This is a genomic window from uncultured Stenotrophomonas sp., from assembly GCF_945952405.1.
Lineage (GTDB): Bacteria > Pseudomonadota > Gammaproteobacteria > Xanthomonadales > Xanthomonadaceae > Stenotrophomonas.
In genome coordinates, this window is the sequence record NZ_CAMFIA010000004.1 from 92,507 (window position 1) to 117,018 (window position 24,512).

19 protein-coding genes are annotated in these 24,512 nt (G+C 67.2%); 11 read left to right on the top strand and 8 right to left on the bottom strand.

Going from position 1 to position 24,512, the window contains the following annotated elements; genetic code table 11:
- Positions 1 to 44: 44 nt before the first annotated feature.
- The 4 genes from lepA to rpoE all read right to left on the bottom strand — a co-directional run bounded on the left by lepA (position 45) and on the right by rpoE (position 5,127).
- On the bottom strand, positions 45 to 1,838 hold the full coding sequence (gene lepA / locus Q0P60_RS05705) for a translation elongation factor 4 (RefSeq protein ID WP_294989927.1): 1,794 nt from the start codon (positions 1,836 to 1,838) through the stop codon (positions 45 to 47).
- 180 nt (positions 1,839 to 2,018) lie between these two features.
- Positions 2,019 to 3,554: a DegQ family serine endoprotease gene (locus Q0P60_RS05710; RefSeq protein ID WP_294989511.1), complete on the bottom strand. Its 1,536-nt coding sequence runs from the start codon at positions 3,552 to 3,554 to the stop codon at positions 2,019 to 2,021.
- 74 nt (positions 3,555 to 3,628) lie between these two features.
- Positions 3,629 to 4,510: an RseA family anti-sigma factor gene (locus Q0P60_RS05715; protein ID WP_294989514.1), complete on the bottom strand. Its 882-nt coding sequence runs from the start codon at positions 4,508 to 4,510 to the stop codon at positions 3,629 to 3,631.
- Positions 4,507 to 5,127 (bottom strand): RNA polymerase sigma factor RpoE, encoded by a 621-nt coding sequence (gene rpoE, locus Q0P60_RS05720; RefSeq protein ID WP_006462516.1) that lies wholly within the window; start codon positions 5,125 to 5,127, stop codon positions 4,507 to 4,509. Before rpoE ends, Q0P60_RS05715 begins: the two co-directional genes overlap by 4 nt.
- 235 nt (positions 5,128 to 5,362) lie before the next feature.
- Here rpoE and Q0P60_RS05725 point away from each other — a divergent pair, with 235 nt between their 5' ends.
- The 4 genes from Q0P60_RS05725 (at position 5,363) to Q0P60_RS05740 (ending at position 10,301) form a co-directional block, all read left to right on the top strand.
- Positions 5,363 to 7,426, top strand: coding sequence for a 3-hydroxyacyl-CoA dehydrogenase NAD-binding domain-containing protein (locus Q0P60_RS05725; RefSeq protein ID WP_294989519.1), 2,064 nt, complete (start codon positions 5,363 to 5,365; stop codon positions 7,424 to 7,426).
- Between the two features lie 514 nt (positions 7,427 to 7,940).
- On the top strand, positions 7,941 to 8,804 hold the full coding sequence (locus tag Q0P60_RS05730; protein ID WP_197594650.1) for a pirin family protein: 864 nt from the start codon (positions 7,941 to 7,943) through the stop codon (positions 8,802 to 8,804).
- A gap of 121 nt (positions 8,805 to 8,925) precedes the next feature.
- The gene (aqpZ, locus tag Q0P60_RS05735) at positions 8,926 to 9,645 is read left to right on the top strand and encodes an aquaporin Z (protein WP_294989524.1); all 720 of its coding nucleotides are present in this window, start codon (positions 8,926 to 8,928) and stop codon (positions 9,643 to 9,645) included.
- 197 nt (positions 9,646 to 9,842) lie between these two features.
- Complete coding sequence (locus tag Q0P60_RS05740) at positions 9,843 to 10,301, top strand: hypothetical protein (RefSeq protein WP_197594652.1); 459 nt, start codon at positions 9,843 to 9,845, stop codon at positions 10,299 to 10,301.
- 125 nt (positions 10,302 to 10,426) lie between these two features.
- Here the strand turns inward: Q0P60_RS05740 and Q0P60_RS05745 are convergent, their stop codons facing one another.
- The gene (locus Q0P60_RS05745) at positions 10,427 to 11,278 is read right to left on the bottom strand and encodes a pirin family protein (protein ID WP_294989529.1); all 852 of its coding nucleotides are present in this window, start codon (positions 11,276 to 11,278) and stop codon (positions 10,427 to 10,429) included.
- Between the two features lie 215 nt (positions 11,279 to 11,493).
- On the opposite strand from Q0P60_RS05745, the gene Q0P60_RS05750 reads away from it, so the two are divergent.
- Together Q0P60_RS05750 and Q0P60_RS05755 are read left to right on the top strand one after the other, a co-directional pair.
- Positions 11,494 to 13,575, top strand: coding sequence for a carbon starvation CstA family protein (locus Q0P60_RS05750; RefSeq protein WP_294989532.1), 2,082 nt, complete (start codon positions 11,494 to 11,496; stop codon positions 13,573 to 13,575).
- Positions 13,575 to 13,799: a CstA-like transporter-associated (seleno)protein gene (locus Q0P60_RS05755; RefSeq protein WP_135274731.1), complete on the top strand. Its 225-nt coding sequence runs from the start codon at positions 13,575 to 13,577 to the stop codon at positions 13,797 to 13,799. The genes Q0P60_RS05750 and Q0P60_RS05755 overlap by 1 nt, the downstream gene beginning before the upstream one ends.
- 112 nt (positions 13,800 to 13,911) lie before the next feature.
- On the opposite strand, the gene Q0P60_RS05760 is transcribed toward Q0P60_RS05755, so the two are convergent.
- Positions 13,912 to 15,162 carry a DUF819 family protein gene (locus tag Q0P60_RS05760; protein ID WP_294989538.1) on the bottom strand — a complete coding sequence of 417 codons (1,251 nt, stop codon included), beginning with the start codon at positions 15,160 to 15,162 and terminating at the stop codon, positions 13,912 to 13,914.
- 157 nt (positions 15,163 to 15,319) lie between these two features.
- Between Q0P60_RS05760 and Q0P60_RS05765 the strand changes: the two genes are divergently transcribed.
- Positions 15,320 to 15,709, top strand: a complete 390-nt coding sequence (locus Q0P60_RS05765) for a VOC family protein (RefSeq protein WP_294989541.1) — start codon at positions 15,320 to 15,322, stop codon at positions 15,707 to 15,709.
- Between the two features lie 69 nt (positions 15,710 to 15,778).
- Here the strand turns inward: Q0P60_RS05765 and Q0P60_RS05770 are convergent, their stop codons facing one another.
- Both Q0P60_RS05770 and Q0P60_RS05775 read right to left on the bottom strand, forming a co-directional pair.
- The gene (locus Q0P60_RS05770) at positions 15,779 to 17,071 is read right to left on the bottom strand and encodes a HAMP domain-containing sensor histidine kinase (RefSeq protein ID WP_294989544.1); all 1,293 of its coding nucleotides are present in this window, start codon (positions 17,069 to 17,071) and stop codon (positions 15,779 to 15,781) included.
- Positions 17,058 to 17,771: a response regulator transcription factor gene (locus Q0P60_RS05775; protein ID WP_294989547.1), complete on the bottom strand. Its 714-nt coding sequence runs from the start codon at positions 17,769 to 17,771 to the stop codon at positions 17,058 to 17,060. The genes Q0P60_RS05770 and Q0P60_RS05775 overlap by 14 nt, the downstream gene beginning before the upstream one ends.
- 130 nt (positions 17,772 to 17,901) lie before the next feature.
- On the opposite strand from Q0P60_RS05775, the gene Q0P60_RS05780 reads away from it, so the two are divergent.
- From Q0P60_RS05780 to Q0P60_RS05795, 4 genes are all read left to right on the top strand, one after another.
- The gene (locus Q0P60_RS05780) at positions 17,902 to 19,605 is read left to right on the top strand and encodes a glycosyltransferase family 39 protein (protein WP_294989550.1); all 1,704 of its coding nucleotides are present in this window, start codon (positions 17,902 to 17,904) and stop codon (positions 19,603 to 19,605) included.
- 111 nt (positions 19,606 to 19,716) lie between these two features.
- Positions 19,717 to 20,469 carry a phosphatase PAP2 family protein gene (locus Q0P60_RS05785; protein ID WP_294989552.1) on the top strand — a complete coding sequence of 251 codons (753 nt, stop codon included), beginning with the start codon at positions 19,717 to 19,719 and terminating at the stop codon, positions 20,467 to 20,469.
- Positions 20,466 to 22,115: a phosphoethanolamine--lipid A transferase gene (locus Q0P60_RS05790; protein WP_294989555.1), complete on the top strand. Its 1,650-nt coding sequence runs from the start codon at positions 20,466 to 20,468 to the stop codon at positions 22,113 to 22,115. Before Q0P60_RS05785 ends, Q0P60_RS05790 begins: the two co-directional genes overlap by 4 nt.
- A 328-nt stretch (positions 22,116 to 22,443) precedes the next feature.
- The gene (locus tag Q0P60_RS05795) at positions 22,444 to 24,408 is read left to right on the top strand and encodes a M2 family metallopeptidase (RefSeq protein WP_294989558.1); all 1,965 of its coding nucleotides are present in this window, start codon (positions 22,444 to 22,446) and stop codon (positions 24,406 to 24,408) included.
- Positions 24,409 to 24,512 lie beyond the last annotated feature (104 nt).

Genomic DNA, 24,512 nt, shown 5'->3' on the forward strand with positions numbered 1-24,512 from the left:
TTGCAACGTCACCAGACGACCGGCCCCGCAGGGCCGGTGCGGGCTTACTTGTTGTCCATCTGCAGCACGGCCAGGAACGCTTCCTGCGGGATCTCCACGCGGCCGACCTGCTTCATGCGCTTCTTGCCTTCCTTCTGCTTTTCCAGAAGCTTCTTCTTGCGCGAAACGTCGCCACCATAGCACTTGGCCAGCACGTTCTTGCGCATCGCCTTGACCGTGGTACGGGCGATGATCTGCGAGCCGACGGCGGCCTGGATGGCCACGTCGAACATCTGGCGCGGGATCAGGTCCTTCATCTTCTCGCACAGCTCGCGGCCGCGGCGGTCGGCATGGCTGCGGTGCACGATCAGCGACAGCGCATCGACCTTGTCGCCATTGATCAGTACGTCAACACGCACGAACGGGCCAGCATCGAAGCGCACGAAGTGGTAGTCCAGCGAGGCATAGCCGCGGCTGACCGACTTCAGCTTGTCGAAGAAATCGAGCACCACTTCGGCCATCGGCAGCTCGTAGCTGATCTGCACCTGGCTGCCCAGGTAGTTGATGCCGATCTGGCTGCCGCGCTTTTCTTCGCACAGCTTGATGATGTTGCCGATGTACTCCTCGGGGGTGAGCACGTTGGCACGGATGATCGGCTCGCGGATCTCCTCGACCTGGTTCACCGCCGGCAGCTTGGCCGGGTTGTCCATGTTGATGATCGAGCCGTCGGTCTTCAGGACTTCATACACCACCGTCGGCGCGGTGCTGATCAGGTCCAGGTTGTACTCGCGCTCCAGGCGCTCCTGCACGATTTCCATGTGCAGCATGCCGAGGAAGCCGCAGCGGAAGCCGAAGCCCATCGCCTCGGAGCTTTCCGGCTCGAAGCGCAGCGCGGCATCGTTCAGGCGCAGCTTGTCCAGCGCTTCGCGAAGGTCCGGGTAGTCCTCGGCATCGACCGGGAACAGGCCGGCGAACACGCGCGGCTGCATTTCCTGGAAGCCCGGCAGCGGCTTCGGCGCAGGATCGCCGGCCAGGGTCAGGGTGTCGCCGACCGGAGCGCCATGCACGTCCTTGATGCTGGCGGTGACCCAGCCCACCTCACCGGCCCGGAGCGCCGGTAGCACCTTGCGCTTCGGGGTGAACACGCCGACGTTGTCGACCTGGTGGTTGCGGCCGGTGGACATCACCTGCAGCTTGTCGCCGGCCTTGATCTCGCCCTGCATGACGCGCACCAGCGAGACCACGCCCAGGTAGTTGTCGAACCAGGAGTCGATGATCAGCGCCTGCAGCTTCTCGGTGTCGCGCGGCGTCGGCGGCGGGATGCGGTGCACGATCGCTTCCAGCACGTCCTGCACGTTCAGGCCGGTCTTGGCACTGACCGGCACCGCGTCCGACGCGTCGATGCCGATCACGGCCTCGATCTCGGCCTTGGCGCGCTCGATGTCGGCGGTGGGAAGGTCGATCTTGTTGATCACCGGCACCACTTCCAGGCCCTGCTCCACCGCGGTGTAGCAGTTGGCCACCGACTGCGCTTCCACGCCCTGGGCGGCATCGACCACCAGCAGCGCGCCTTCGCAGGCGGCCAGCGAGCGGCTGACTTCATAGGAGAAGTCGACATGGCCCGGCGTGTCGATGAAGTTCAGATGGTAGGTCTGCCCGTCCTTGGCCAGGTACGGCAACGACACCGACTGCGCCTTGATCGTGATGCCACGCTCGCGCTCGATCGGGTTGGAGTCGAGCACCTGCGCTTCCATCTCGCGGGCCTGCAGGCCACCACAGAGCTGGATGATGCGGTCGGCCAGCGTGGACTTGCCGTGGTCGACATGGGCGATGATGGAGAAGTTGCGGATGTTCCGCATCGAATCAGAAGACATAGGTGGCGGCGGCGCGCGGCGTCGTCAGGGTAACGGTCGATTATCGCATGCCCGGCGCCCCACCGCGAAAGCGGCCTCATCCAGGCCGGCCCGGAACGGCCGAAGCCCCGCCAGGGCGGGGCTTCGGGGTACCCGGAGGGGCCGCCAGGCGGCCCCGGAAGGGCCTCAGCGGCCGGCCTTCACCGGCACGAAGGCACTGTTGCCGTTGCCGGTACGCACCAGCAGCATCACCACATCGTCCTTCTTGAAGCTGGCCAGCGCGCGGTTGAGGGCCTCCACGCTGCCGACCGGGGTGCGCCCGACCTGCAGGATCACCATGCCCGGAGACAGCCCGGCATCCCGCGCCGCCTGGCCCTTGACCGCGGTGATGCGCACGCCCTCGTTGCCATCCAGGCCGAACTGCTTGCGTTGCGGTGCGGTCAGGTCGCTGACGTCCAGGCCCAGCAGGGCGTTGGCCCCGGCCTGCGGCGCCGCGTCGGGCTTGGCCGCCGCGGCCGCACGCGCATTGCCCTGGCCGTCTTCGCTCAGTGCGGTCAGCGTGGCGCTGAGATCGCGCGGCTTGCCATCGCGGATCACCCCCAGGGTGACCCGGCTGCCCGGGGCCATCGCGCCGATCAGCGGCGGCAGGTCGGACCAGCTGTTGACCGGGCTGCCATTGACCGAGCGCACCACGTCACCGATCTGCACGCCCGCCTTCTCCGCTGCGCTGCCGGCGACGATCTGGTTGACCAGCGCACCGCGGCTGTCGGGCAGGCCCAGGCCCTGTGCCTTCAGCGAATCGATCGGTTCGACCACCGCGCCGAGCTGGCCGCGGGTGACCTTGCCGCTCTTCTTGATCTGCTCGACCGCACTCATCGCCAGGTCGATCGGGATCGCGAAGCTGATGCCCATGTAGCCGCCGGACGCCGAGAAGATCTGCGAGTTGATGCCGACCACTTCACCGCGGGTGTTCAGCAGCGGGCCACCGGAGTTGCCCTGGTTGATCGCCACATCGGTCTGGATGAACGGCACGTAGCGCTGGTCGGCGCCGCCGGTGCTGCGGCCCAGTGCGCTGACGATGCCCGCGGTGACCGAGTGGTCGAGACCGAATGGCGAGCCGATAGCGACAACCCACTGGCCCGGCTTCAGGGTGTTGGAATCCCCCACGCGCACGGTCGGCAGGTTCTTGCCGTCGATCTTCAGCAGGGCCACGTCGTACTGCTGGTCGCTGCCCACCACCTTGGCGCTGAACTCGCGGCTGTCGCCCAGCTTGACCTTCACTTCGCTGGCATCGGCGACCACGTGGTAGTTGGTCAGCACGTAGCCATCGGGCGAGATGATGAAGCCCGAGCCCATGCCGCGCCCCTTGATGCTGGGCCCGCCGTCCTGGCCCCCCGGGCCCTGCCCCGGCATCGGGAAGTCCGGGCCGAAGAAGCGGCGGAAGAATTCCGGCATGTCGTCGTCGCCGCCCATCGGCCCGCGCGCCTGGCGGTTGTTGCGGACGATGGTGGTGTCGACGTTGACCACGCCCGGCCCGACCTGTTCGACCAGATGGGTGAAGTCAGGCAGGCCGCTGACCAGCGGCTGCGCCGGCGCCCGCGGCGCGGCGGCGGCCGGGGCGGCCTGGGTCTGGGCGGCAGGCGCCGGGGCCTGCGCGCAGGCCATCAGCGGCAGGGTCAGGGCCAGCAGGCCAACGGCCTGCGTGCGGAGTCGGGGAGTCATCGGACGGCAACCTCCGGATCGGGTGGAAAGAGGAATACGGGCCCCGCCGACGGCGGGGCGTGAAAGCGCCCGGCTCAGTCGCGCGGGCGCGGCGGCACCGGCAGGTCGTCCTGCAGGCGCGGCTCGAACGGGTAGAACGCGGCCCCGCCGGCGTGGGCCGGGAAGCTGGCATTGAGCGCACCGCCTGCGGCAGGCGCCAGGCTGGAGCGCGGCCACGGTCGTGCCTGCAGCCCGCCCACCTCACCGAACGGCAGGGCGCGGCCGGCGTTGGCCGGCACGGTCGGGGTCAACGGCGCCTGCACGGCAGCCACCGCACGTTGCGGGGCCTCTTCACGCTGCGCGGCACGCGCGGCCTGCTGGCTGCGGGTGGCACTGGCACGGCGCGCATCCTGGCGGCGGCTGGCAGCGGCCATCGCCACTGCAGGCACGCCGGCCACGGCCATCGCAGCGGTATCCACCGATGCCTCGGTGACCGTTGCCGGCGCGGTCGGCGCTGGCGCCAGTTCGGCCTGGCTGGCGATCACCTGCGGCGCCAGCGGTTCGCCCGGGGCAGCCTGCTGCAGCTTCTCACCGCCCATGAACAGGGCCACTGCAGCGACCGAAGCCGCCAACGCTGCGCCCCCGCCCCAGGCTCGCCAGCCACCGCGACGCACCTGGCGGCGTGGCTCGGCCTGCGGCACCGGCTCGGCGGCAATGGCGGCGGCCACCGCGGCACTGAAACCGGCGGGTGCCAGCGCCGGCGCCTGCCCGCGCATCACGTCGCCCATCAGTTGCCAGCGCTCCTGGCAGCCGGCCAGCTCGGGGTCGTGTTCCATGCGGCGCAGCAGGAAGCGCGCTTCGTCAGCCCCCAGCTCACCATCGAGCAGCGCAGAAAGCTGTTCGCGATGGCGCTGGTCCAGGCGCTGCCCGGCGGGCGATGGGTGGTTCTGCGATTCGTCAAACGGTTTACTGGTCATACGCGGCTCTTCTCACGGGTGGCGCTGCCGATGTCCAACAGCGGCCGGAGTTCGGTGTCGATCGCCTCGCGCGCCCGGAAGATCCGTGAACGCACGGTGCCGATCGGGCACCCCATCTTCTGCGCGATATCCTCGTAACTCAGGCCTTCCACCTCGCGCAGGGTGATCGCCAACCGGAGTTCTTCCGGCAGCGCGTTGACGGCCTTCATCACCGTCTGTTCAAGCTCCTGGCGCATCAACTCGCGTTCGGGCGTGTCGGTGTCGCGCAGGCGCGTGCCACTGTCGAACTGCTCGGCATCGCCGATGTCGATGTCATCGGTCGGTGGCCTTCGATTGTGTGAAGCCAGGTAGTTTTTGGCGGTATTCACGGCGATTCGATGCAACCAGGTTGAGAACTGGGCATCGCCACGGAAACTCCCGATCGCGCGGTACGCACGGATGAAAGTGTCCTGGGCGACGTCCTGACATTCACTCCAGTCGGCGATGTAGCGACCGACCAGGGCCACGACCCGATGCTGGTACTTGCGCACCAGCACATCGAAGGCCGCGCTCTCGCCGCGCTGCACGCGCCGGACCAGTTCCAGATCCAGCTCCTGTGGTGTATCAACCTCGGCCATGAGGGGCCGCACTCCTGTCAGCCCAACCGACGTCGGGCAATGAGACTGCCAATCCCGGGAAAAGTTCAGTCGCCGATCACCCGGCGCCGCACCAGCTTTTAACCACCGTTCCGTTAGCGTCCAGGTCCACGGCCATGGATCCGGGGTCGCCACTCCCCTGCTATTGGGATTTGACGCGGGGGAAACAACCTCTGGATCATAGCCGCTTCTCCATACACAACCGGATGGAACGTCCATGCTCTCAGGCTTCGATGGTCTCCGCTTCAGCCACTGGCACCCCGAGATCCGCGACGACGGCGTGGTGGTTCTCTCCCTGGATCGTCAGGACAGCAGCGTCAACGCGATGTCGCAGGACGTACTGCTGGAGCTGGGGGACCTGCTCGAGCGCATCGCGCTGGACCCGCCCAGGGGCGTGGTCATCCAGTCGCTGAAGAAGGCCGGCTTCATTGCCGGTGCCGACCTGAAGGAGTTCCAGGAGTTCGATCGCCGCGGCACCGTCAACGATGCCATCCGCCGCGGCCAGGCCACCTATCAGAAGCTGGCCGAGCTGCCCTGCCCGACCGTGGCGGCGATCCACGGCCACTGCCTGGGCGGTGGCACCGAACTGGCGCTGGCCTGCCGCTACCGGGTGGCCTCCAATGACAGCTCCACCCGCATCGGCCTGCCGGAAACCCAGCTGGGCATCTTCCCGGGCTGGGGCGGTAGCGCGCGCCTGCCGCAGCTGGTCGGCGCACCGGCGGCGATGGACATGATGCTGACCGGCCGCACCCTGTCGGCCTCGGCCGCGCGCGGCATCGGCCTGGTCGACAAGGTGGTGGCACCGGCGGTGGTGCTCGACACCGCCGTGGCGCTGGCGCTGTCCGGAACCACCCGCCCGTTCAAGCAGCGTGCGTTGGCCTGGGCCACCAATACCTGGCCGGCGCGCCAGCTGCTGGCGCCGCAGATGGTCAAGCAGGTGGCACGCAAGGCCAAGAAGGACCAGTACCCGGCGCCGTACGCGCTGATCAGTACCTGGCAGCGCAGCGGCGGCAAGCCGGTGCAGGCACGCCTGGATGCCGAACGCCGGGCCGTGGTGAAGCTGGCCAGCACGCCGACCGCACGCAACCTGATCCGCATCTTCTTCCTGACCGAACGCCTGAAGGGCCTCGGCGGCGGTGATTCGGGCATCCGTCACGTGCACGTGGTCGGCGCCGGCGTGATGGGCGGCGACATCGCTGCCTGGGCCGCCTACAAGGGCTTCGAGGTCACCCTGCAGGATCGCGAACAGCGCTTCATCGACCCGGCCATGGAGCGCGCGCAGGCCCTGTTCGCCAAGAAGGTGCGCGACGACAGCAAGCGCCCGGCAGTGGCCGCGCGCCTGCGCGCCGACCTGGAAGGCAGCGGCGTGGCCGAGGCCGATCTGGTGATCGAGGCGATCATCGAGAACCCGGAAGCCAAGCGTGCGCTGTACCAGACGCTGGAACCGAAGATGAAGCCGGACGCGCTGCTGACCACCAATACCTCGTCGATCCCGCTGGTGGAACTGCGCGACCACATCCAGCGCCCGGCGCAGTTCGCCGGCCTGCACTATTTCAATCCGGTGGCGCAGATGCCGCTGGTGGAAATCATCCACCACGATGGCATGGCGGCGGAGACCGAACGTCGCCTGGCTGCGTTCTGCAAGGCGCTGGGCAAGTTCCCGGTGCCGGTGGCCGGCAGCCCGGGCTTTCTGGTCAACCGCGTGCTGTTCCCGTACATGCTGGAAGCCGCCACCGCTTACGCCGAAGGCATTCCGGGCCCGGTGATCGACAAGGCGGCGGTGAAGTTCGGCATGCCGATGGGGCCGATCGAACTGATCGACACCGTGGGCCTGGACGTGGCCGCAGGCGTGGGCCGCGAGCTGGCACCGTTCCTCGGCCTGCAGATTCCCGCCGCGCTGCAGACGGTGGAACCTGACAAGCGCGGCAAGAAGGATGGCCAGGGCATCTACACCTGGGAGAACGGCAAGCCGAAGAAGCCGGACGTGGCCAGCGACTACCAGGCGCCGGCCGATCTGGAAGACCGGCTGATCCTGCCGCTGCTGAACGAAGCGGTGGCCTGCCTGCACGAAGGCGTGGTGGCCGATGCGGACCTGCTGGATGCGGGCGTGATCTTCGGTACCGGTTTCGCGCCGTTCCGCGGCGGTCCGATCCAGCACATCCGTGCGGTGGGTGCCGATGCGATCGTCGAGCGGTTGAAGGCACTGCAGCAGCGCCACGGCGATCGTTTCGCGCCGCGCCCGGGCTGGGACAACCCGGCCCTGCGCGAACCGGTGGTGTGATCGGCCGGGCCTGCGGCCCGGCACCCACGTTTCAAACCATAGCCAAAGCCAGAGCCGGAGCAGCAGCTGGCTCTGGCTTTTTTGTTTGGTGGGCGGGGCGGTGTCGGGTGGCGGGGACGCCGTAAACCCGTCCCTGGGGGCTTGGCCGCGGCATCCATGCCGCGGACACCCCGCAACCCGACACCGCCCCACCCCAGACAGTTTCCCGGTGACGGTCGGTAAATCGCGACTCCGGTGGGGATCATTACGAACTGGTGGGTGGCTACCTTGGTTGCCACCAGGAGCGAAGCGACCGGCGTTTGATTTTGATTTTCTTTTTTCTTCTCCGTGGCTGAACGGCACACGGAAACTGTCAGCGGTCGGGCGCAAGTCGACTAACAGTCGACTCTACCGATCGTCCGGCCACGAGGGGCTGCGCCGTTGGCTGGAACACCCTGTTACCCATACGGGGCATGTCCCCGTCACCACTGCGTGCGATGCTGGCCGCCTGATCCCTGCCAGCGAGAACGCCCGCATGACCACCATCATCGCCCCGCGCGTGCACGACATCGGCGGACTCGAAGTCCGTCGCGCCGTCCCCACCCTGCAGGCGCGCAGCATCGGCTCGTTCGTGTTCGTCGACCAGATGGGCCCGGCACTCATGCATCCCGGCACGGCCATCGACGTGCGCCCGCACCCGCATATCGGGCTGGCCACCGTGACCTACCTGTGGTCCGGGGCGATCGGCCACCGCGACACGCTGGGTTCGGACCAGGTGATCCGCCCCGGTGACGTCAACTGGATGACCGCCGGCCGCGGCATCGCGCATTCCGAGCGCACCCCGCAACCCGACCGCGGCCATGACAATCCGATCCACGGCATGCAGACCTGGGTGGCGCTGCCGAAGTCGCACGAGGAAATCGAGCCGGCGTTCTACCACCATGCCGCTGCGACCCTGCCCGAGCAGCGTCGCAACGGCGCCTGGCTGCGGGTGATTGCCGGCCGCGCCTATGGCGAGGAATCGCCGGTGAAGGTCTTCGCCGATACGCTCAACGTGGCGATCGATCTCGACCCGGATGCGGAGATCGATATCGATGACGGCCATCGCGAACGCGCGCTGTACATCCTGGAAGGCGACGCGCAGCTGGACGGCGTGGACATTCCGGCCCAGCACCTGGTGATTCCCGAAGCCGGCGCGCGCGGCCGCCTGCGCGCCAAGACTCCGGTGAAGGCGATGCTGTTCGGCGGCGAACCGCTGGATGGACCGCGCCACCTGTGGTGGAACTTCGTCTCCAGTTCGAAGGAACGCATCGAACAGGCCAAGCACGACTGGGAAGCCGGCCGCTTCGGCACCATCCCCGGCGACGACAAGGAATTCATCCCTCTGCCGCAGTACTGAGCATCGCGTGTTGCACACATCCGAGGGTGTATGCCTGCACCCGGCGTTGACGCGATAGTCACCCGCTGATCACTGAAATGTGACATAAATCACACTTTAGACCGTCAAAGGAGTGCAACACATGAGCATGGGTAAACGCTTGTCCGCCGAGTTCCTCGGCACGTTCTGGCTGGTCCTGGGGGGCTGCGGCAGTGCGGTGCTGGCCGCCAAGTTCGGCGGGGATGGCAATCCGCTGGGCATCGGCTTCCTCGGCGTTGCCCTGGCCTTCGGCCTGACCGTCGTCACCGGCGCCTATGCGTTCGGCCATATCTCCGGCGCGCACTTCAATCCGGCAGTCAGCGTCGGCCTGTGGGCCGGCGGCCGCTTCCCGACCCGCGACCTGGTGCCCTACATCATCGCCCAGGTCGGCGGCGGCCTGCTGGCCGGCTTCATCCTGCTGCAGATCGCATCCGGTGCCAGCGGCTTCGCCATCGATGGCAGCCAGGCCGGCGCGTTCGCCAGCAACGGCTACGGCGCATTGTCGCCGGGCGGCTACAGCGTGGCAGCGGCCTCCCTGTGCGAAGTGGTGCTGACCGCGGTGTTCCTGATCGTCATCATGGGGTCCACCCACGGCAAGGCGCCGGCCGGCTTCGCGCCGCTGGCGATCGGCCTGTCGCTGACCCTCATCCACCTGATCAGCATCCCGGTCACCAATACCTCGGTGAACCCGGCCCGCTCCACCGCCGTGGCCTTCTTCGCCGGCAGCGGCGCGGTCAGCCAGTTGTGGCTGTTCTGGGTGGCCCCGCTGCTGGGCGGCGCGATCGGCGGCATCATCTACAAGTGGATCGGCAACGACCGTTGAGTGCCGTGCGGGCCATTGCGGCCGACCTTCGGCCGCAATGGTTACGCTTGTAACCGCAATTTGTGCGATCGCTCACGTTCCGTTAAGGTTGAGTTGACCGTCCGTGCACATGCCGGGCGGGGCGGCATCCGGGGATGGGATGCCATGTCCGCCGGTCCATCAGGCGGCGCCAAACGACATACCACCTTGGGGGATGCATGAAGTTCGCGCCTGTAGTGTTGTCGAGCCTGCTGTTCGCCGCGGCCCAGGCCGCCGCGCAGGCTCCCACCGAATGCCCTTCGCTGCCGGCCAGCAGTGGCCTGCAATGGCAACAGCAGGTGCAGGCCGATTTCCTGGTCTGCCGTGCCAGCACCGGCGATGGCCGCGAGGTGCTGAGCCTGATGCTCAGCGCACGTGACCCGTCGATTCCACTCAATCGTTCGCTGCGCCAGGAAAAAGGCAGTTTCGGCGGCGAGTCGCTGTACTGGTACCAGCCCGACCTGGGCGGCCAGCAGCCGCCGGGCTATGCCGAGCGGCGGATCAGCGTGGTCAAGCTCGACAAAGGGCGTTACGCGCAGATATCGCTGTATCCCGACAGCCCGCAGGAACTGGGCTCGCTGCAGCAGCTGGCGCAGGGCATGAGCCTGACACCGTCGGCCGTGGCCGCCGGGCGCTGACCATGACGGGGATGACTGCCTGGCAGCATCCCCGCACAGCGGCGCGATCCCACGCGACGGCCGGCCATCGGCCGGCAGGATGCGCGCTGATCCGAAGCGGTTGCCGGCCAGCGGCCGGCGCCCCTTCAGAACCTGCCTTCCTGGAAATCGACGAAGGCCTGCATCAGTTCCTGCCGCGTGTTCATCACGAACGGACCATGCCGCATGACCGGCTCGCGCAACGGGCGGCCTGCAACCAGGATCAGCCGTGCACCGTCAGCGCCGGCCGAAACGTGCAGCTGCTCACCGCCGCCCAGCACCGCAAGTTCCTGCCGCGCCACGTCGCGCGCGGCATCCTGCTCACCCACGGTCATCGCGCCTTCGAACACGTAGGCAAAGGCGTTGTGCCCTTCCGGCAAGGCATAGGTCCAGGCGCGGTCGGGTGCCAGCGTGATGTCGAGGTAGAGCGGATCAGTGGCCGGCTGCACGATCGGGCCGGAGGTGCCATCGACGCTGCCGGCGATCACCTTCACTTCGACGCCCGCCGCCGGCTGCACCACCGGAATCCGCTCGGGCGCGAATTCCTGGTACTTCGGATCGGTCATCTTCTCGCGCGCCGGCAGGTTCACCCACAGCTGAAACCCGCGCATCTGTCCGCTTTCCTGTTCGGGCATCTCCGAGTGCACCAGGCCACGGCCCGCCGTCATCCACTGCACGCTGCCCGGGGTCAGCAGGCCTTCGTTGCCGTGGTTGTCGCGATGCCGCATGCGCCCGTCAAGCATGTAGGTGACGGTCTCGAAACCGCGGTGCGGATGTTCCGGGAAACCGGCGATGTAGTCTTCGGCGCGGTCGGTGCCGAATTCATCGAGCAGCAGGAACGGATCCAGGTCGGGCAGCGCAGGACCGCCGATGACACGGGTCAGGCGCACGCCGGCACCGTCGGAGGTGGGCATGCCACGGATGGTACGCAGCACGCGGACCGGTTCGGGAAAGCTCATGGCGACTCCTGTTGGATGGATGCCACTGAAGATGGACGCCACACGGCCGCACGCCAATGGATGGCTCCGCAACCGATTGTTCCATCCCTGATGTTCGCGGCATGTCAGCGCAGCCACCGTACGACCAAAGTACTACCGCCGATTCGTCCTGTGCCAATTGACCCTGTCGAAGGCACGCGGGACTCTTTGACTGTCTTTCCGGGAGAGAGCACCTCATGAAAGGGTTTTCCAAACTGGGCTGGGCGGTACTCGCCCTGCTCGGCGCGTTCTGTCTGGGCACCGTGGCACTGCGTCGCGGCGAACACATCAATGCCCTGTGGATCGTCGTCGCGGCCGTATCGCTGTACCTCGTCGCCTACCGCTTCTACAGCCTGTTCATCGCCAACAAGGTGATGCAGCTCGATCCGACCCGGGCCACCCCGGCGGTGATCAACAACGATGGCCTGGACTACGTTCCGACCAACAAGCACGTGCTGTTCGGCCATCACTTCGCCGCCATCGCCGGTGCCGGCCCGCTGGTCGGCCCGGTACTTGCTGCGCAGATGGGCTACCTGCCCGGCCTGCTGTGGCTGGTGGTGGGCGTGGTGCTGGCCGGTGCGGTTCAGGACTTCATGGTCCTGTTCCTGTCCAGCCGCCGCAACGGCCGCTCGCTGGGCGACCTGGTCAGGGAGGAAATGGGCCAGGTCCCCGGCACCATCGCCCTGTTCGGTGCCTTCCTGATCATGATCATCATCCTGGCGGTGCTGGCGATGGTGGTGGTCAAGGCGCTGGCCGAGAGCCCGTGGGGCATGTTCACGGTGATCGCGACGATGCCCATCGCGATCCTGATGGGCGTGTACATGCGCTACATCCGCCCCGGCAAGATCGGCGAGATCTCGATCGTCGGCCTGATCCTGCTGCTGGCCGCGATCTGGTACGGCGGCAAGGTCGCCGCCGACCCGGTGTGGGGCCCGGCGTTCACCTTCACCGGCACCCAGATCACCTGGATGCTGATCGGTTACGGCTTCGTCGCCTCGGTGCTGCCGGTGTGGCTGCTGCTGGCGCCGCGTGACTACCTGTCGACCTTCCTCAAGATCGGCACCATCATCGCGCTGGCGATCGGCATCCTCGTGGTGATGCCGGAGCTGAAGATGCCGGCACTGACCCAGTTCGCCGCCAGCGGTGATGGCCCGGTGTGGAAGGGCGGCATGTTCCCGTTCCTGTTCATCACCATCGCCTGCGGCGCGGTATCCGGTTTCCACGCACTGATCTCCTCCGGCACCACGCCGAAGCTGTTGGCCAATGAAGCGCACATGCGCTACATCGGCTACGGCGGCATGCTGATGGAATCGTTCGTGGCGGTGATGGCGCTGGTGGCCGCATCGATCATCGATCCGGGCATCTACTTCGCGATGAACAGCCCGGCCGCGGTGATCGGCGCCGATGCCGCATCGGCCGCGCACTACATCACCAACACCTGGGGCTTCACCATCACCCCCGAGCAGCTGATCGCAACCGCCGCAGCGATCGGTGAACCCACCATCCTGCATCGTGCCGGCGGTGCGCCGACGCTGGCGGTGGGCATCGCGCAGATCCTGCACCAGGCGATTCCCAGCAGCAGCGACGCGATGATGGCGTTCTGGTACCACTTCGCGATCCTGTTCGAAGCGCTGTTCATCCTCACCGCAGTGGACGCCGGCACCCGCGCCGGCCGCTTCATGCTGCAGGACCTGCTGGGCAACTTCGTGCCGGCCTTGAAGAAGACCGAATCGTGGACCGCCAACATCATCGGCACTGCCGGCTGCGTGGCACTGTGGGGCTACCTGCTGTACACCGGCGTGGTCGATCCGTTCGGCGGCATCCAGACCCTGTGGCCGCTGTTCGGCATCTCCAACCAGATGCTGGCCGGCATCGCGCTGATGCTGGGCACGGTGGTGCTGTTCAAGATGAAGCGTGACCGCTACGCCTGGGTCACCGCGGTGCCGGCGGTGTGGCTGCTGATCTGCACCACCTATGCCGGCTTCATCAAGATCTTCGACAGCAATCCGGCACAGGGCTTCCTGGCCCAGGCGCACAAGTTCCAGGCCGCCCTGGCCACCGATACCATCACCGCACCGGCGAAATCGGTGGCGCAGATGAAGCAGATCGTGGTCAACGCCTACGTCAACACCGGCCTGACCGCGCTGTTCCTGCTGGTGGTGGGCGCGGTGCTGGTGTATTCGATCAAGACCATCCTGGCAGCGCGCCGCAACCCGCAGCGCAGCGACCGCGAGACTCCGTACGTGGCGCTGAAGCCACATGAAATGGTGGATCTGTGATGAGCACGCAACTGGTTCCAGCCGGTCAGTACCAGGCCCACCGCCGCATCTGGCGGCGCCTGGTGCAGACCGCACGCCTGTGCTGTGGCATTCCCGACTACGACAACTACGTCCGGCACATGCTGGAGAAGCATCCGGACCAGCAACCGATGGATTACAAGACGTTCTTCCGCGAGCGCCAGGAAGCGCGATACGGCGGGCGCAACGGCGGCCGCTGCTGCTGACCTGCGTTGCGGGTGCCGGGCCGCAGGCCCGGCACCCCTGATACATCTGGGGCCAGGATCGTTTCCCCTGGAAAACGCGCCTGGCCCCTTGCTGTTGCCTGCCGGCCCGGCCTCAGCCGGTCGCCATCCACTTCAGGATCAGGCCGGTCACGTAGGCAAGCCCGGTGCCGGTGGCATACCCCACCGTGCCCAGCAGCACGCCGACCGGGGCCAGCGTCGGATGGAAGGCCGCAGCCACCACCGGCGCCGAAGCCGCTGCACCGATGTTGCCCTGCGAACCGATCGCGAAGAAGAACAGCGGCGCGCGCACCAGCTTGGCCACGCCCCACAGCACCAGCACGTGCGTGGCCATCCAGATCGCACCGAGCAGGAACAGCCACGGACGATCCAGCAGCGACAGCAAGTTCATCTGCATGCCGATGCAGGCGATCAGGAAGTACAGGAACACCGTGCCCAGCCGCGAAGCGCCGGCGGCTTCCAGCCGGCGTGCGCGGGTGAAGCTCAGGCCCAGGCCCATCGCGGTGGACAGCAGGATCACCCACACGAACTGGCTGTCCAGGCTGAACTGGCTGGCCCAGCTGACATGCGCCTTGAACCAGCCCGACAACGGCGCGGCGATCGCATGCGCCAGGCCGACGCCGCCCAGTGCCACGCCCACGATCACCATCAGGTCGGTCATGCTGGGAATGCGCGCGTTCTGCGCCTCATAGGCGCTGATCCGCGCCTTCATCTCGTCGATGGCACGGGTATCGGCACCGTTGCGGGTATCGATCTGCTGCGCGCGGTTGGCCAGGAACAGCAGGATCGCCATCCAAAGGCTGGCACAGGCCACGTCAACCACCGCGAACTGGCCGAAGGTGGTGGCATCGGTACCGAACACTTCGCGCATGGCTACCATGTTCGCGCCACCGCCGATCCAGCTGCCGGCCAGTGCGGCCATGCCGGCCCAGGTATCGCCGGCCACCGTCTCCGGATGGATCAGCTTCATCAGCTGGAACGAGACGATGGCACCGAGCATGATGCCGGCGGTGCCGGCACAGAACACCAGCAGCAGCTTCGGACCCAGCTTGATCACGCCCTTCAGGTCGATCGAGAGGGTCAGCAGCACCAGTGCGGCCGGCAGCAGCACATCACGCGCGACCGGGTTGTACAGCGAAGTGTTGTGGCCATCGATGACACCGGCGGTGTTGTAGATGGCGGGGATGAAGTAGCACAGCAGAAGCGCCGGCACCCAGGCGAAGATCTTCTTCAGCAGGGGGGTCGGGCCACTGGCGGCCCAGAAGATCAGGGCCAGGGTGGCGGCAATCAGGCCCAGTCCAACGACGTCGTTGCTGATCAGGGCGGTAGCGGGTTCGGTCGGCATGGGATCCTCTGTCGATCGAAAGAGCGGGAAAAAAAAGCGCCGCATGAAGCGGCGCAGGTCGAGATTAACACCGTCTTCACGCTGGGTCATGCTGCGCTGCTTGCCGCGCTCCCCGGCATTGACGACTATTGCCGCATCGCCGTTGCGGAGCAGGCCCATGCAGCTGGGTGCGTTCTCGGTCAGCCTGTCCGTGAAGGATCTGGCCGCCTCGCGTGCGTTCTACGAAGCCCTGGGGTTCTCGGTCAGCGGTGGCGATCCCACCCGGAACTGGCTGGTGATGCGGAGCAACGGCACGGTGATCGGGCTGTTCCAGGGCATGTTCGAGGGCAACCTGCTGACCTTCAACCCCGGCTGGGACCAGCACAAGCAGGAGCTGTCCCATTTCCAGGACGTGCGCGAGGTGCAGGCCGAGCTGGATGCCAAGGGCATTGAACTGGCCGTGCGGACCGATCCCGATGGCCAGGGTACCGGCTACCTGCAGCTGGCCGATCCTGACGGCAACGTGATCCTGATCGACCAGCACGTGGCGCGAGCGGCGGGTACCTAGTTGCCGGCCAGCGGCCGGCACTACCGGGTTGGTCGCCAGCGGCCGGCACTACCGGGTTGGCGGCCGGCACTACCGTGAGGTTGGACGCGAGGCACCAAAGTCCAGCGTGGCGCGTGTTCCGCGCGGCTCGCACGGATCCAGCTGCAGGGTCCAGCCCAGGTGCTCGCACAGCCGCGCGATCAGGTCCAGGCCGATGCCGCCGCCACGGTCGGCGCGCTCGCCACGGGCCATGCGCGCATGGATCGCGGCGATTTCTTCCGGGCTCATGCCATGCCCCGGATCCTGCAGGGTCAGCACCGCCGACGCGCTCAGGCGCAGCTCGATGTGGCCACGCCCACTGTTTTCGATGGCATTGCGCAGCAGGTTGCCGATCGCCGCCTGCACCACCGCCAGCGGCGCGACGATGTCCACCGGTGCCGCCTGCACGCCGATGCTCAGGTCCTTGTCGCCCAGCAGGTGGCGGTGGTCATCCACGATCTCCGGCAGCAGCTGGTCCAGCGCGATGCGCTCGGCACGTGCGGCCAATCGCGCCGGATCACGGGCCAGCACCAGCAGCAGTTCGATCAGCTGCTCCACACTCTGCGCCGTGCGCAGCACCCGCTGCATCTGCTGGCGCGCGCGGTCGGGCAGGCCCGGCTGCTCCAGCGCCAGTTCGGCGGCACCGGTCATCACCGCGATCGGCGTGCGCAGTTCGTGGCTGGCCGTGCTGATGAAGACCCGTTCGCGTTCGACGAACTGCTCGTTGCGGTCCAGGTAGTCGTTCAACGCGTCGGCGATGGTATGCAGCTCGGAACTGCCACGCGGGTCGACCTCGATGCGCTGGCCCTGCACGCCCGGCCGCAGCGCGGCGATGTGCTGCGCCAGCAAGGTCAACGGGCGCACCATCCGTTCCATGCCGAACGAGGCCATCAGCACGGTGACGAAGATCATGATCACCCCGGCCAGCATCACCCAGCGCGTGGCGAACTGTTCAAGGTCATGGAAATCGGAGATGTCCAGCGCCAGCGCCAGCCGCCCCATCGAGCCGGTATCGCGGACCATCACCGCGGTCTGCCGCCCCTTGATCGGGATGCCGTCATGCAGCCCGGGGTGCAGCGTACGCACGCTGTCCGGCATGTTGCCTTCGTCGAAGCGGAACAGGCTGAGCGTGTCCGAGTCCTGCCAGCGATAGTGCGGCTCGTGCTCGGTATGCTCGACGATGCTGTCCAGTTCGGAATTGAGCAGCGCGCGCCAGGCCGCATGCTCGGCGTGCTCGTGCACGTAGTTGCCGACGCTGAACACCGCGATCGACAGCAGTGCCAGGTAGCCCAGCAACCACCACACCACCCGCCGGTACAACGGCCCCGGCTTACGCGCCTTCATCGTCTTCCCTGCCGGCCTCGGCGGCCGTGGTCACGGCCAGCCGGTAGCCGACCCGCGGCAGGGTGTGGATCAGTTTCGCGGCGAACGGGCCATCGACACTGCGGCGCAGCTCGTAGACATGCGAGCGCAGCAGGTCGCCGTCCGGCGGCTCGTCACCCCACAGCGCGAATTCCAGCTGCTGGCGGGTGACCGCGCCCGGGCTTGCACGCATCAGCACTTCCAGCAGCTTGCGGCAGGCCGGGTACAGGTGCAGCACCTGGTTGCCGCGCTGCGCCTCCAGGGTCGCCAGGTCCAGCACCAGGTCGCCGACCTGCAGGCGCTTGCGCGGGTTGCGGCCCTGTGCGCGCAGCAGCAGCGCTTCCAGCCGCACTTCCAGCTCGGGAAGCGCGAACGGCTTGGTCAGGTAGTCATCGGCACCGGCGCGGAAGCCGGCGATCTTGTCCGGCAACTCGTCGCGCGCGGTCAGCATGATCACCGGTACCTCCGAGGCATGTTCGGCACGCAGCCGGCGCAGCACCTCCGGGCCTTCCATGCGCGGCAGCATCCAGTCCAGGATCACCGCATCGTAGGGGTGGCTTCCGGCCAGGTGCAGTCCGGTGATGCCATCCGGAGCCACGTCAAGCACATGCCCGCGCGACTCGAAATAGTCGAACAGGTTGGCCACCAGCTGGCGGTTGTCCTCGATCACCAACAGACGCATGCACGCAACATCCACGGAAGTTCGTACCATGGTAGCGCTGCCCATGTCGGAATGCGGTCGCCCTGGCCACCTCTGACGCTTTTCCCACCCCTGCCACCTCAGAATGGCCGTTTTGCTCCCGGAGCCTGCCGTGCCCGTAGCCCTGCCCCGCCGTTGGCACCTGCCCCTGTTGTGGCTGCTGATCATTGCTGCGCTGGCCGCCGGTATCGGCCTTCGGCAGCCGCAGCCGCCGGACGAGCCGCGCTTCGTGCTTGCCGCCCGGACCATGGTCGAGAGCGGGCAATGGCTGCTGCCGCACCGGGGCGTGGAGCTGTACGCAGAGAAGCCGCCGGTGTTCATGTGGCTGCAGGCAGCCGCCTACGAGATTGTCGGCAGCTGGCAGTGGTCGTTCCTGTTGCCGTCGCTGCTTGGCGCCCTGCTCAGCCTGTGGCTGGTGTCGGATCTGGCGCGGCGGCTGTGGTCGCCACGACATTCCGTCTACGCCCTGGCCGCGCTGTTCTGCACCCTGCAGTTCGGGCTGATGGCCAAGCGCGCGCAGATCGACATGGTGCTGGTGGGGATGACCACCGTGGCCCTGTGGGGGCTGTTGCGCCACCTGTGCGAACGCCGCAACCTGCCCGCACTGTGGCTGGCCGGTTTCGCCGCCGGCGTCGGCACGGTGACCAAGGGCGTGGGCTTCCTGCCGCTGCTGATGGTGCTGCCCTGGTTCGGCTGGTGGCTGTACCAGCGCCGGCGCGGGCACCAGGTGGAGGGCCCGCACCCGGCAACGCTGCTGTGGCTGATACCCGCCTTCCTGCTGGGCGTAGCGGTCTGGCTGGCGCCGCTGGGCTGGGCGCTGCTGCATACCCCCAGCGCCGAACTGCAGTCCTACGCGCACGAGCTGCTGTTCAAGCAGACCGGCACCCGCTATGCCAATGCCTGGCACCATCGGCAGCCGGTCTGGTACTACCTGCAGGTGATCCTCACCCTGTGGCTGCCGGGCAGCCTGCTGCTGCCGATGCTGTTCAAGCCGTGGTGGCGCCGCCTGCGCCGGGGCGATCGCCGGCAATGGCTGCTGCTGGGCTGGGCGTTGCTGGTGCTGGTGTTCTTCAGTGCCAGCCCGGGCAAGCGCGAGGTGTACCTGCTGCCGATGCTGCCGGCGATGGCGCTGGCCGTCGCCCCGCTGCTGCCGGGGCTGCTGCGCCGGCTGTGCGTGCGCCGCTACCTGTTCGGCTACAGCGTGGTGCTGATGCTGGCCACCGGCGTGCTCGGGGTGATGCTGATGACCGAACACCCGTGGGCCGTGGCGCAGCTGCAACGCCGGGCCATGCCCGACACCCTGCTACCGGTGCTCGGCGACGGCCTGCTGACCTTCGCCATCGCCCTGGCCACGCTGATCGTATGGCTGCGGGTACGCCGCGCCGCAACATTGGTGCTGCTGACCCACGGCATGCTGTGGATGCTGTACGGCCTGGTGCTGATTCCGGCACTGGATCCCTATGCCTCGGCCTCGGCGCTGATGCGCCGGGTCGGCGCGCGGATCGGCCCCGATGCCGAACTGGCCCTGGTCGCCTGGCGTGAGCAGAACCTGCTGCAGGCCGACCGGCCGGTGCGCGAGTTCGGCTTCAAGCGGCCCTGGGCCGAGCAATGGCATGACGCCGGCCCGTGGCTGGCCGAGGCGCCGGACAAGCGCTGGCTGCTGGTGCTGGACGATGCGATGAGCCCGTGCGTGGACCCGGCCAAGGTGATCGACATCGGCGTTGCCAACCGCAACCGTTGGCAACTGCTGCCCGGCACCGCATGGGACCCGGAATGCCACGCCGAGCGGACAGGTTCGACCGCTGAAGAAGACTGAACGTTGACACGTGCTGGGCAAACATTAACCCGGCACGAACGAGCGTCCGACCCTTCTCCGACATCCAGGTGACGAGCATGACCGCGGATTCCCGAACCGCCCCTTCCCAGCATGCCCGTCCAACCCATTGATTCGGTAGCACCGCTTGCTACATCGCCACTGGCGTCAAGATTTGCCGTAACTCACCTCTGGCTGCCTGTCGCAATCGGACTGCCCGTGTTTACGCTGCTGATGGGTTTCGGCGGCGACCAATGGGTAGCCGACCACCTGTTCCGCCTTGAGGGCGGCCACTGGGCGTTGCAGGACGCCTGGGTCACCCGCACCCTGGTGCACAAGGTCGGCAAGTGGCTGAGCACGGCCGCAGCGCTGGTGGCGATCCTGTTGTGCTTCCACCACTGGCGCCGCGGGCGTGACCGCACCCTGCGCTGGGCGCTGCTCTATGTGGTGATTGCCATGGCGCTGGGTACTGGTGTGATTTCGCTGCTGAAGTCGCTGGTGCCGATGGAATGCCCCTGGGACCTGCTGCGCTACGGTGGCCACGAGCCCTTCATCGGGCTGTTCACCCTGCGCCCGGCCGGCATGGCCGCACAGGCCTGCTTCCCGGCCGGCCACGCCAGCGCCGGCTACGCCTGGCTCTGCCTATACTTCTTCGCACTGCTGTGGCGCCCGTCCTGGCGCTGGGCCGGGCTGTGGATCGGCCTCGGCGCCGGCCTCGTGTTCGGCATCAGCCAGCAGCTGCGGGGCGCACATTTCCTTTCGCATGACGTCGCCACGGCATTGATCTGTTGGCTGCTTTCGCTCGGCCTGTATGTCCTGATCCGCCGTCAGCTGGACCGTCCCAACCGCCAGGAGGCAAACGCATGAGTGCATCGGTCCAACGCCCCGCCCGCCTTCCTGCCCTGGCGAGCCTTCGCCGCTGGCGGCCGCAGCTGTCCACCGAAGCACTGATCGCGCTGACCAGCCTGTTCTTCGCGGTGGCCGGCAACGGGCTGTTCTGGCACAGCGCAATGGCCAGCCATCCGGGCAGCCTGCGCTATGCGCTCTCGCTGCTGCTGCTGTTGCTGGGCGCGCATGGCGTGCTGCTCGGCATCCTGGTCTGGCGCTGGAACGCCAAGGTGGTGATCAGCCTGTTGCTGCTGGTGACCGCGTTCGCCGCGCACTACATGAGCCGCTACCACATCTACCTGGATGCGGACATGCTGCGCAATGTGCTGGCGACCGATCCCAAGGAAAGCCGCGAGCTGATGACCGTGTCGCTGCTGTGGCCGGTGCTGCTGCTGGCGGTTCTGCCGATGATCGTGCTGTGGCGGGTGCAGCTGCGCCGCCGCAGCTGGGGCCGCAGCCTGCTGTGGCGCCTCGGCTTCCTGCTGGTGGCGGCGGTGACCGCGGTCGGCGGCGCGCTGATCTCGTTCCAGGATGTCTCGGCGCTGATGCGCAACCAGCGCGAAGTGCGCTACCTCGCCACCCCGGCCAACGTGCTGCTGGGCCTGCCGCGTGCACTGCGGGGCGACAATCCGGTGCAGCGCGCGCCGAAGCTGCCGATCGGCACCGACGCCAAGGCGACGCCGCGCGCGCCCACCAGCAAGCCGCGCCTTCTGGTGATCGTCATGGGCGAGACCGTGCGCGCGCAGAACTGGGGCCTCAACGGTGGCCGCAATACCACGCCGGAACTGGCCCAGGCCAGCGTGGTCAACTTCCCGGACATGCATTCCTGCGGCACCAGTACCGAGGTTTCGCTGCCGTGCCTGTTCTCGCCGTGGGGCCGTCACGACTATGACGAGAAGAAGATCCGCGCGCACCAGTCGCTGCTGCATGTACTGAACCGCGCAGGCATCGCACCGCTGTGGCGCGACAACCAGTCCGGCTGCAAGGGCGTGTGCGAGGACCTGGAGTTCCAGTCGTTGTCCGATGCGACCACGCCGGGACTGTGTGCCGATGGCCGCTGCATGGATGAGATCCTGCTGCAGGACCTGGCCACCCAGGTGCGTGCCAAGCCCGGCGACCGCGTGGTGGTGCTGCACCAGCTGGGCAACCACGGCCCGGCCTACTTCGAGCGCTATCCGCCCGCGTTCCGCCGTTTCACCCCGACCTGCGATACCCGTGACATCGGCCGCTGCTCGCGCGAAGAGATCACCAACAGCTACGACAATGCCGTGCTGTACACCGATCACTTCCTGAGCAAGACCATCGGCACGCTGAAGGGCATGCAGGACTACGACACCGCGATGATCTACCTGTCCGACCACGGCGAATCGCTGGGCGAGAAGGGACTGTTCCTGCACGGCGTGCCCTACGCGATCGCTCCGGCCGAACAGACCCGGGTGCCGATGACGATGTGGTTCTCGCAGGGCTTCGCCAGCAGCCGCGGGCTGGACCTGCAGTGCGTGCGCAAGCGCTCGGCGGCCTATACCGACCACGACAACCTGTTCCCGTCGGTGCTGGGCCTGATGCAGGTGAAGACCTCGCTGTACGAGCGCGACCGCGACGTGTTCGCCAACTGCGAGAGTTGAGGGGAAGGTTCGGCAGGGCTTGCAGCCCTGCACCCGCGGTAGTGCCGGCCGCTGGCCGGCAGCCTCGACAGCAACAGCAACAGCAGAAGCTGGTTTCCTGCGACCTTGGGGTCAGATCCGTTTTCCGAAGGAAAACGGATCTGACCCCATTCTGATGCTCCGACACCGCCCCGCCATCCCCGGAATACCCGCTCCTGACGTTGCCGTTGCCTGAAGGCTTCGGCAGGTGCAGGGCGCAGCCCTGCCGAACCCGACCGACTTCCGCCACTTGCGGTGACGGCGACCGCCCACTAGCCTTCGGCCGTCGTTCACCACCCAAGGACCGCCCGTGAAACACCGTCATCTCCTGCTGGCCTCGGCAATCGCCGCCGCCACGCTGGCCCTGGTTGCCTGCAAGAAGGAAGCAGCCCCAGGCACCGAGGCCGCCAGCAGCAGCGCCGCGGCCGGCGAAACCGCCGACCAGTTCGTGGCCCGCATCAATGCCGAATTCAAGGCCGCCTACCCGGAGATGACCTCGGCGCAGTGGCTGTCTTCCACCTACATCAACAGTGATTCCGAACGGATCGCAGCCAAGGCCAACGAGCGCTCGCTGACCCAGCTCAACAGCTGGATCGAACAGGCCGCCAGGTTCGACGGCAAGCCGATGAGCGAGGACAGCAAGCGCGCGATCCACCTGCTGAAGCTGATGTCGTCGATGCCGGCGCCGCGTGACCCGGCCAAGCTGGCCGAGCTGACCCAGATCGCCACCCGCATGGAAGGCAGCTACGGTGCCGGCAAGTACTGCACCGACGCCAACGATCCGAACTCCTGCCGCCAGCTGGGCGAGCTGGAGCAGGTGCTGGCACGCAGCCGTGACTACGACAAGCAGCTCGATGCCTGGCAGGGCTGGCACAGCACCACCAGGAACATGCGAGGCGACTACCAGAAGTTCGTCGGCCTGGTGAACGAAGGTGCCAAGGGCATGGGCTTCACCGATGCCGGGCAGATGTGGCGCAGCGGCTACGACATGCCGCCGGAACAGATCGGCCCGGAGACCGACCGCCTGTGGGAGCAGGTCAAGCCGATGTACGAGCAGCTGCACTGCTACGCACGCGGCAAGCTGGACAAGACCTACGGCAAGGACAAGGCCGAAGTGGGCAACGGCCTGATCGCCGCGCACCTGCTGGGCAACATGTGGCAGCAGGACTGGTCGAACCTGTGGGACCAGCTGGAGCCGTATCCGGGCGCCGGCAGCCTGGACATCACCGCCGCGCTGGAGAAGCAGTACCAGACCAACCTGAGCGCGGCGCTGGCCAAGGCCGGCAAGGACGCCAACGTGGCCGCGCAGTACAAGGCGCAGCGTGAAGCCGAACTGCGCACCGCCAGGCAGATGACCGAGCGCGCGCAGGACTTCTACGTCTCGCTGGGGATGCCGTCGCTGCCGCAGTCGTACTGGGAGAAGACCCAGTTCATCAAGCCCGATGACCGCGACGTGGTCTGCCACGCCAGCGCCTGGGACATGAACATGGAAGGCGACGTGCGCACCAAGATGTGCATCAAGCCGAACGAAGAGAACTTCACCACCATCTACCACGAGCTGGGCCACATCTATTACGACCTGGCCTACAACCCGCTGCCGCCGCTGTTCCAGGGAGGCGCCAACGATGGCTTCCATGAGGCGATCGGCGACACCATCGTGCTGGCGATGACGCCCAAGTACCTCAGCTCGATCGGCCTGGTCGACGCACCGACCGAAAGCCGCGAGGCAGTCATCAACAACCAGATGCGCATGGCGCTGTCGGGCGTGTCGTTCCTGCCGTTCGGCCTGATGATCGACCGCTGGCGCTGGGGCGTGTTCGATGGTTCGATCACCGCCGACAACTACAACAAGGCATGGTGGGACCTGAAGGCCAAGTACCAGGGCGTGGCCCCGGCCAGCAGCCGCGGCGAGGAATTCTTCGATCCGGGCGCGAAGTACCACGTGCCGGGCAACACCCCGTACACCCGCTACTTCCTGGCCCGCATCCTGCAGTTCCAGTTCTACAAGGGCCTGTGCGATGCCGCCGGCTACAAGGGCCCGCTGCATGAGTGCACCTTCTACGGCAACAAGGAAGCCGGCCAGAAGTACTGGGCGATGCTGAGCAAGGGTGCCAGCCAGCCGTGGCAGGCCACGCTGAAGGAGCTGACCGGCACCGACAAGCTCGATGCCGGCCCGATGATCGAGTACTTCACGCCGGTCAACGAATGGCTGAAGCAGCAGAACGAAGGCCAGATGTGCGGCTGGCAGGCCAACGCGGCCCCGGCGGCGAAATGAAAGAAGGGGCGGGTCCGCGAGGATCCGCCCCTTTCATCTGGTAGCGCCGGCCGCTGGCCGGCAACCTGCGCGATCAAGATCCAACGGGCAACCGGCCAGCGGCC